The sequence below is a fragment of the Enterobacter cloacae complex sp. P18RS genome, from assembly GCF_014982105.1.
GTDB classification, from domain to species: domain Bacteria; phylum Pseudomonadota; class Gammaproteobacteria; order Enterobacterales; family Enterobacteriaceae; genus Enterobacter; species Enterobacter hormaechei_C.
Genome location: NZ_JADCKV010000051.1, coordinates 1 through 6,693 on the forward strand (window position 1 = coordinate 1; position 6,693 = coordinate 6,693).

The 6,693-nt window shown below is 38.9% G+C and carries 9 protein-coding genes; 8 read left to right on the plus strand and 1 reads right to left on the minus strand.

The window, feature by feature from the left end; genetic code table 11:
* Window positions 1-269: 269 nt before the first annotated feature.
* Entirely contained in the window at window positions 270-539 is a 270-nt protein-coding gene (locus tag INF61_RS22550; RefSeq protein ID WP_086544496.1) for a hypothetical protein, read from the minus strand.
* A gap of 276 nt (window positions 540-815) precedes the next feature.
* Here INF61_RS22550 and hxsD point away from each other — a divergent pair, with 276 nt between their 5' ends.
* The 8 genes from hxsD (at window position 816) to INF61_RS22585 (ending at window position 6,337) form a co-directional block, all read left to right on the plus strand.
* Entirely contained in the window at window positions 816-1,088 is a 273-nt protein-coding gene (hxsD, locus tag INF61_RS22555; RefSeq protein WP_000333417.1) for a His-Xaa-Ser system protein HxsD, read from the plus strand.
* On the plus strand, window positions 1,088-2,476 hold the full coding sequence (gene hxsB / locus INF61_RS22560; protein WP_007705390.1) for a His-Xaa-Ser system radical SAM maturase HxsB: 1,389 nt from the start codon (window positions 1,088-1,090) through the stop codon (window positions 2,474-2,476). Before hxsD ends, hxsB begins: the two co-directional genes overlap by 1 nt.
* Window positions 2,469-3,581 carry a His-Xaa-Ser system radical SAM maturase HxsC gene (gene hxsC / locus INF61_RS22565; protein ID WP_000005562.1) on the plus strand — a complete coding sequence of 371 codons (1,113 nt, stop codon included), beginning with the start codon at window positions 2,469-2,471 and terminating at the stop codon, window positions 3,579-3,581. Before hxsB ends, hxsC begins: the two co-directional genes overlap by 8 nt.
* Window positions 3,578-4,213: a His-Xaa-Ser repeat protein HxsA gene (gene hxsA, locus INF61_RS22570; RefSeq protein ID WP_024136428.1), complete on the plus strand. Its 636-nt coding sequence runs from the start codon at window positions 3,578-3,580 to the stop codon at window positions 4,211-4,213. Before hxsC ends, hxsA begins: the two co-directional genes overlap by 4 nt.
* A gap of 18 nt (window positions 4,214-4,231) precedes the next feature.
* Window positions 4,232-4,681, plus strand: coding sequence for a hypothetical protein (locus tag INF61_RS22575; RefSeq protein WP_000841452.1), 450 nt, complete (start codon window positions 4,232-4,234; stop codon window positions 4,679-4,681).
* A complete protein-coding gene (locus INF61_RS22995; protein WP_370553239.1) occupies window positions 4,681-5,172 on the plus strand; it encodes an MvdC/MvdD family ATP grasp protein in 492 nt (163 codons plus the stop codon). Before INF61_RS22575 ends, INF61_RS22995 begins: the two co-directional genes overlap by 1 nt.
* 87 nt (window positions 5,173-5,259) lie before the next feature.
* A complete protein-coding gene (locus tag INF61_RS23000; RefSeq protein WP_227413538.1) occupies window positions 5,260-5,643 on the plus strand; it encodes a hypothetical protein in 384 nt (127 codons plus the stop codon).
* Window positions 5,633-6,337: a hypothetical protein gene (locus INF61_RS22585; protein ID WP_023279396.1), complete on the plus strand. Its 705-nt coding sequence runs from the start codon at window positions 5,633-5,635 to the stop codon at window positions 6,335-6,337. The genes INF61_RS23000 and INF61_RS22585 overlap by 11 nt, the downstream gene beginning before the upstream one ends.
* Window positions 6,338-6,693 lie beyond the last annotated feature (356 nt).

Here is a 6,693-nt window from a genome sequence, read left to right on the forward strand (position 1 = left end):
TCCTAAAATAAAGTTCTGTTTTATTTCTTCGGTATTTACCTTTTCAGAGGGGGTGTTATTATTTTCTGGATTTTTAGGGTTGATATTTTTCACTTGCGTAATATCCTTCATAATATTTCCTTTCCTGACACTATTTCAATTAGTCGTAAATGAATTTATAGCATAATCGCCCAGTTTAACCTAGTCTGCCGCAGACCATGTAAGCATCCTAATAGTCGATAGGATATAGTTCATAGGTCTAACAAATTTTAACCTTATATATCAATTAGTTAATTGACAATGGAAAGTGCTGATGTATCATTCGCTTGTAGTTTCTGATTTCTGTTTGCGTTCATAAAAAATGCACCCATACTTATCTTCACATAAGAAGTTAAATTTTCATCCTCACCCCCACCAGCTCTCATCTTTCTAGGTTGCTCAAGGTATTGAAAGTGGGTGTAGGCTTCCTTGACATCAATGATGTCAAGGATACTGGCCAACGCTTCTTCGAATAAGTCAGTATAGAATCCTTTCGCATTGTGATTGCTGAAGGCATACATCTCATACTATGAGCCACTAACAACTCTTTGAAACCCGTGCGTTTTAACGTCATGTTAGCTTCTTAGCTTCTTAGCTGTTTGCCGGTGCAAGCTGCATATGAGAATCAGAAAGCATTATTGATTTTCATAGGATAAGCAGCATCATTTTTCGGAATCGCCATTCAGATGCTAACATCTTGTAACATATTTATTAAATGGTGTATCCTCATTTCTATAGGAAAAATCCGCTTTAAAGCGGTTGCTGATTGTGATTATTAGTTTTGTGAGGCAATGGCAATGTGCGAAAGGACGTTAAAAAAAGATGTTTATTCTGAATGGGTTATACGCAATAGCCTGTACTGGATGACTTCGCTTACTCAGTGGAAACTTTGTGAAGATATATCCTCCTGGACAATCTCTTTTGAAAACGATGGTCCCGAATGCCTCTATGAATTCGAGAGGCTGCTGAATGATTATGCTTTGCGAGAAAAACTACAGCATAAAACGGGGGCGTTGAGAGATTCTATTGTCCATAAAGTGCTTCGCAGTGTCGATGAAAGGCTTTCGTGATGGAATTGATGCCATTCAATTTTGACAGATTGCCTAATGGACAGGTGTTTATAAGCAACCTCGCTGGTTTTCATCACTTCATTGATGAGCAAGAGCTGCTTGATCTTTCTGATGAGCAAATCAGTGCGGAACAATCAAACGCACTTGAAAGCAAGCTGTTCATAACCAACGAAAGCTCATCAGCTATTGCTCCCTATGCTTTAAGTTCTGCTTTTGCAAAACGATTGATGAATGAACTGGCCATCAGGCCAATTTTCATGATTGTGCCCACATTACGTTGCGACCATACCTGCAAGTATTGTCAGGTCAGTCGAGCTTCAGTGAACGCCTCTGGTTATGATTTAGATCCCGCTCTCATCCCTGATATCATTTCTACTATCAAAAAACTATCAACTCCACCTTACAAGATAGAGATACAGGGTGGAGAGCCACTCTTGCGGTTCGATTTAATTCAGTCTATCTATGAGCAATGTGCTGAAACGCTGGGAAGCACCGATTTTGAGATGGTGGTAGCATCAAGCCTGTCTGTCTTGAATGAGGATATGCTTGAATGGTCGAGAGATAGGAACATAACGTTCTCTGTTTCGCTTGATGGTGAGGAAGTTGTTCACAACAGTAATCGAATTCTTGGTCATGGGCTTGCGTACAGTAGAACAGTGTCAGGGGTAGAGGCTATCAAACGGTCTTTAGGCGCTGGTCGCGTTGCAACGGTTACTACAGTTACTAAAGATCTCATTAGGCATCCTGAATCGATTGTCAAGGCTCACTTGTCTCTTGGCATCAAGGACATGTTTATCCGACCTGTCAGTCCCTATGGGTTTGCACAAAAAGCATCGTTCACATTTTCTATGGAGGAATACTTCAGTTTCTATGCCTCGTTGATAGATGAAATTCTCAAGATGAATAATGAAGGGATAAGGGTTGTGGAACATTCGGCCTCCATTCATCTGAAAAGGATCTTCAATCCCGGCTTTAGTGGTTATGCGGATTTAAAGTCGCCAAGCGGGGTCGTGCTTAACAGTATTCTTTTCAATTATGACGGTCGAGTATATGGTAGCGATGAGAGCCGTATGTTGCAGAAGGTGAACCCTGAAACGGAGTTCAGTGCGGGTGAGGTTAAAACGCTATCATTTTCTAAGAGTCCTTATTATAACGCAGTGTTGAGTTCATCGTTCAATTGTGCTCTGCCGGGTTGTGATACATGTGCATATCAACCATTTTGCGGTGCAGATCCATGCCAGAACATAAGTGTACAGGGTGAGCCTGTCGGTGATAGGAGTCGTTCAACGTTTTGTCAGTATCACAAGGGGATGTTCAGGTATCTGATGAACTGCATCTCAGAAGGTGGTCCGAAGGCTGAGATGCTAAAAGGATGGGCATATGTCTGAGGTTATCAGGAACGATATCTTTCATTTTGCTTCAAAAAAGAATGTGCCCACAGGGTTCTATCGGTTATGCAAACAAAAACCAGTGAACCCTTTATTCTTTTTGCCCAATTTGCTGGTAGTTGCTGAAAGCAATAATGATGCCATTCTACCATGCTTTGATTACTCTGTTATTAGCACTGAATTATTTGAGTCAATTGAAGATGGAGATATTGGGGTAATTAACAATGGCAATATGATCCGCGTTATTCTGTCCCGCAGAGCCAATCATAATACTGTCTTAGTAACGGAACGCTGCAATAACTTGTGTCTCTTTTGTTCGCAGCCACCAAAGAAATCAAATGATGACTGGCTACTTACCCAATCAGCTCTTGCTATCGCTTCATTTGGGTTGAATGGAGTAGTTGGGGTCAGCGGTGGTGAACCTTTGCTGTATGGAGATGATTTCCTTAACTTCATTGATTTTATCATCGAGAATTCACCAGATACTGCTTTGCATGTTTTAACAAATGGACGCAAATTTGCTGATACCAACTTTACTCATGAAATGGCAAAGCGAAGTAAAAAGATAAAAATCACCTTTGGTATACCGCTCTACTCATCAAGACCACTTGTGCATGATCATTTGGTAGGAAGTGATGGCGCATTTAATGAAACGGTTAAGGGGTTAATCAATGCAGGGAACTCAGGGATTAATATCGAACTTAGAGTTATTCCGACACTGGCTAACTATACGGAATTGGATGACATCGTAGAGTTCGTTGGCCGTGTTTTCTCCAACATCAATCAGATTTCCCTTATGGGGTTGGAATCTATCGGTTGGGCGCGAAAAAACTGGTCAACAATCTTCATTGAACACAGCAGCTATAGTGAGAAAATAACCTCCGCTATAGACGCTGCACACAGGTCAGGTATACCTCTAACAATTTTTAATTATCCTTTGTGTCATCTTCCTGAAAGAGCCTGGGAGCTTGCTGCTCAGTCGATCTCTGATTGGAAAAATTACTATCCTAAAGAATGTGATGAATGCACTCAGAAGTCTTCCTGTGCTGGTTATTTCAGTTCTTCAACGGGCCGTTTTCATCAACCACCGAGACCAATTTTATGAAAAAATTTAATTTTGCTGCTCTACTTCCGGGGTTTTTGGCACTCAATAATTCTGTATGGGCAAGTGATTCATCTACCGGAGCAAGTGATTTGCCTGGTATGACTCTTAATGAACATGATTTAGTGATAGCCCCACTTAACACCGAAGTTCCATTCTACATTGCAGGGCATCGCAGTCATAGCTCCCATCGGAGCCATAGTTCTCACCGTTCATCATCAGGTGGCGGGTACTATGGTGGCAGCACTCCCTATTATCCAAAAACATACAGCTCACCAAGTTCATCTGGGTCTTCAAGTTCAGGAACAAGTTCCTCATCGTCCTCTTCCTCTGTGCGTTCGCTTCGTTCTAACGACAATATTAACTCTACTACTACGAATTCAGTTGGGACTACAGAAGCTAACCGTGCAAGTAATGGGCTTACTTCTGCTACAGAGAAGCGTAAGCGCTTAATCATGCGTGTTCAGTTCGCATTACTGGACAAGGGATTTTACAATGGGAATATTGACGGCATAATGGGACCATCTACGAGGCAGTCTGTGAAAAATTACCGTATTGCGAACGGATTACCTATTCCTGCAACTGAAACACTCGACACTCAACTTTTGAATTCTTTAAATATTTTGGCTCGTTAAATCTCTATGGAGCATAAAATGAAAAGTAATAATTTGGCTTTACCGTTTTTGGCTCGATTCGCTACCGAGAGAACAGAGGGGGAAAACATTCCCGGTTGGTACTCGTATGAGCAAGATCTTTGGGTAGTTGAAGAGGACAGTAAAGAAATCCCAATAATCTCTAAATATACTCTTACACAGACAGTAACTAAAACTAAAGTAAGGCAAGAAAGCGATGATGATTCATCAGTTTCTATGCTTGAATTAACCACTAAAACAGAGGCTCAATTAGAAAGGGATGATTCCGATTTAAGTATGAACCACCTATTAGAGTTAATGACCAAAACAGATACAATTCAAGAACGAGACGATGATAACTGGTGTGCAGGAAATATTCTGGAGTTATCTATTAAAACGTTTGTTTCAGTAGAAAGAGATGAGGATTTCTCTATGCATACTTATGATCACCAAAGGGAAGGTTTAATTTAATGATATTGTTGGTGACTAATAAGCGCGATATAACTATGGATTATATCGTGGTTGAGTTAAAAAAACGAGGCATCAAGTACTTCCGTCTTAATACAGAAGACTTGCCAAGATCATACTGTTCTATGTCAGATTCATCATTTATGGATTGGAGTATATCTATTAATGGAAATACAATAAAAGGTATCGATGTTAAAGCCGCCTACTTTCGTAGACCTGGGAATCCCGAAGTTCCTGCCTCAATAACTGATCCTGGTATTGCTGATTACATTCAGGGAGAATGGAATAGTTTCCTTAAGAGTCTTTATTCGCGACTTGATTCTTTTTGGTTTTGCTCGCCTACTAATATAATTTTAGCTGAAGATAAACCAAAGCAACTGGTCGTTGCCAAACGTTTGGGTTTTAATATTCCAGAGTCAACCATCACTAATTCATTTGAAGAAATAAAAAGTTGTAGCAATAGCTTTCAAATGATTGCTAAGCCTTTACGATAAGCTCTATTTATAAATAATGATGCTGAAAGTATCATTTTTACCAACAGATTAGGTCAACTAGATGAGACCGATTCGAGTTCACTTTCTTTGGTACCTATTATAGTTCAGCATGAGATAATAAAAAAGTTTGATGTTAGAGTAACAGTAGTTGGGAAAAGAGTTTTTTCTGTTGCAATTTACTCCCAAAGCCATAAAGAAACAGAGGTAGACTGGCGCAAGGGGTCTCGAATTGACTTAAAACATAAACCTTTAGAGCTACCTACATCATTGAGTTCTAAGTGTATAGATCTAGTCGAATCACTTAATCTTCGATTTGGGGCAATAGATTTTATTTGCGACGAAGATGATGTTTTTTGGTTTTTAGAAATTAATCCTAACGGTCAATGGGCATGGATAGAAAACCAGACAGGTCTTCCTATTGCTAGTTCTATAGTCGATGAACTTATGAGGATCGGTAGATATGAGTTTTGAAGATATCAGAGAATTCTTTTGGCCAGTTTTAGTTGAACTGAATAGTGAAGAAATAAGACAAGATCAAGAAAAGCTGGATAATGATATCTTAATTATTAAAAATACTGACTGGACAAATGAAAGTGAACTAGCCCTTGATGAGGCAAAAAAACTCAATGAATTAGAAAATCAAAGAAGAGTAGGAGCTGAGAGTAAAGCTGCAATATATTTAACAGCTATTACTGCTCTTGCTCCTGTATTAGTCTCGTTAGTTCCCGGTATTATTAGTAGTGGTGGAAATAATGCCTTTGTGGATTTTTTGTCATTTGCAATTTTTGTGTATGCACTTTCTAATTTGCTTAGAGCTGCATTATGGGCTTTTAATACCTTAAAAGTTTCAGCTTCCAATAGAATCGACACGATAGATTTAGTTAGAATTTGGGGGGGAGCCGGAGATGCATACAAAAAAAATTTAATTGTTGAAAATCTTTGTGCTGTTCGAAAAAATAGAGATGGAGTAAATCGTAAGGTAACATGTATTAAAATGACGCATGAACTTCTCCTTAGAACATTTCTTGCGTTTGTTTTACTCTTATTGTTACAAACATCGATGTCATTTATTCCTAATATCAGCATTGCCAATCAGGTCTCTTCAACTACATGTAATGATAAACAGGATATTGTTCAACATCCTGTTAATATTTATAGAATATAGTAAAATTGAACGATACGAATCTAAATGCTGAATCTATCAATAGAAATAGAGAGGGCTAGAAACCCTCTCATTCCTTACCGAAAATGAGAGAATGCCCCATCACTTCCTTTTGGTGCAAACCAGAATACTCTTTTTATCCCTCGTGTTATAGCTACATATGCCAAACGATATGACTCATCGATCATAGCTTGATCATAACTATATTTGAAGTAGGGAATCTATTTATAAACTTCATTTCTTAAAATGTGTCCTATATGAGCTTTGCTATCATCAAAGATCACACATACTTCCCCCTGCAAACCTTTAGCTTTATGGATCGTTAAAAAATTTATTCCTTTAATACTGCCATATCTTTC

Coding starts and splice junctions, on each gene's coding strand:
- INF61_RS22550 (WP_086544496.1), bottom strand. CDS start 539: ATGTATGCCTTCAGCAATCACAATGCGAAAGGATTCTATACTGACTTA.
- hxsC (WP_000005562.1), top strand. CDS start 2,469: ATGTCTGAGGTTATCAGGAACGATATCTTTCATTTTGCTTCAAAAAAG.
- INF61_RS22585 (WP_023279396.1), top strand. CDS start 5,633: ATGAGTTTTGAAGATATCAGAGAATTCTTTTGGCCAGTTTTAGTTGAA.
- INF61_RS22575 (WP_000841452.1), top strand. CDS start 4,232: ATGAAAAGTAATAATTTGGCTTTACCGTTTTTGGCTCGATTCGCTACC.
- hxsD (WP_000333417.1), top strand. CDS start 816: ATGTGCGAAAGGACGTTAAAAAAAGATGTTTATTCTGAATGGGTTATA.
- hxsB (WP_007705390.1), top strand. CDS start 1,088: ATGGAATTGATGCCATTCAATTTTGACAGATTGCCTAATGGACAGGTG.
- INF61_RS22995 (WP_370553239.1), top strand. CDS start 4,681: ATGATATTGTTGGTGACTAATAAGCGCGATATAACTATGGATTATATC.
- hxsA (WP_024136428.1), top strand. CDS start 3,578: ATGAAAAAATTTAATTTTGCTGCTCTACTTCCGGGGTTTTTGGCACTC.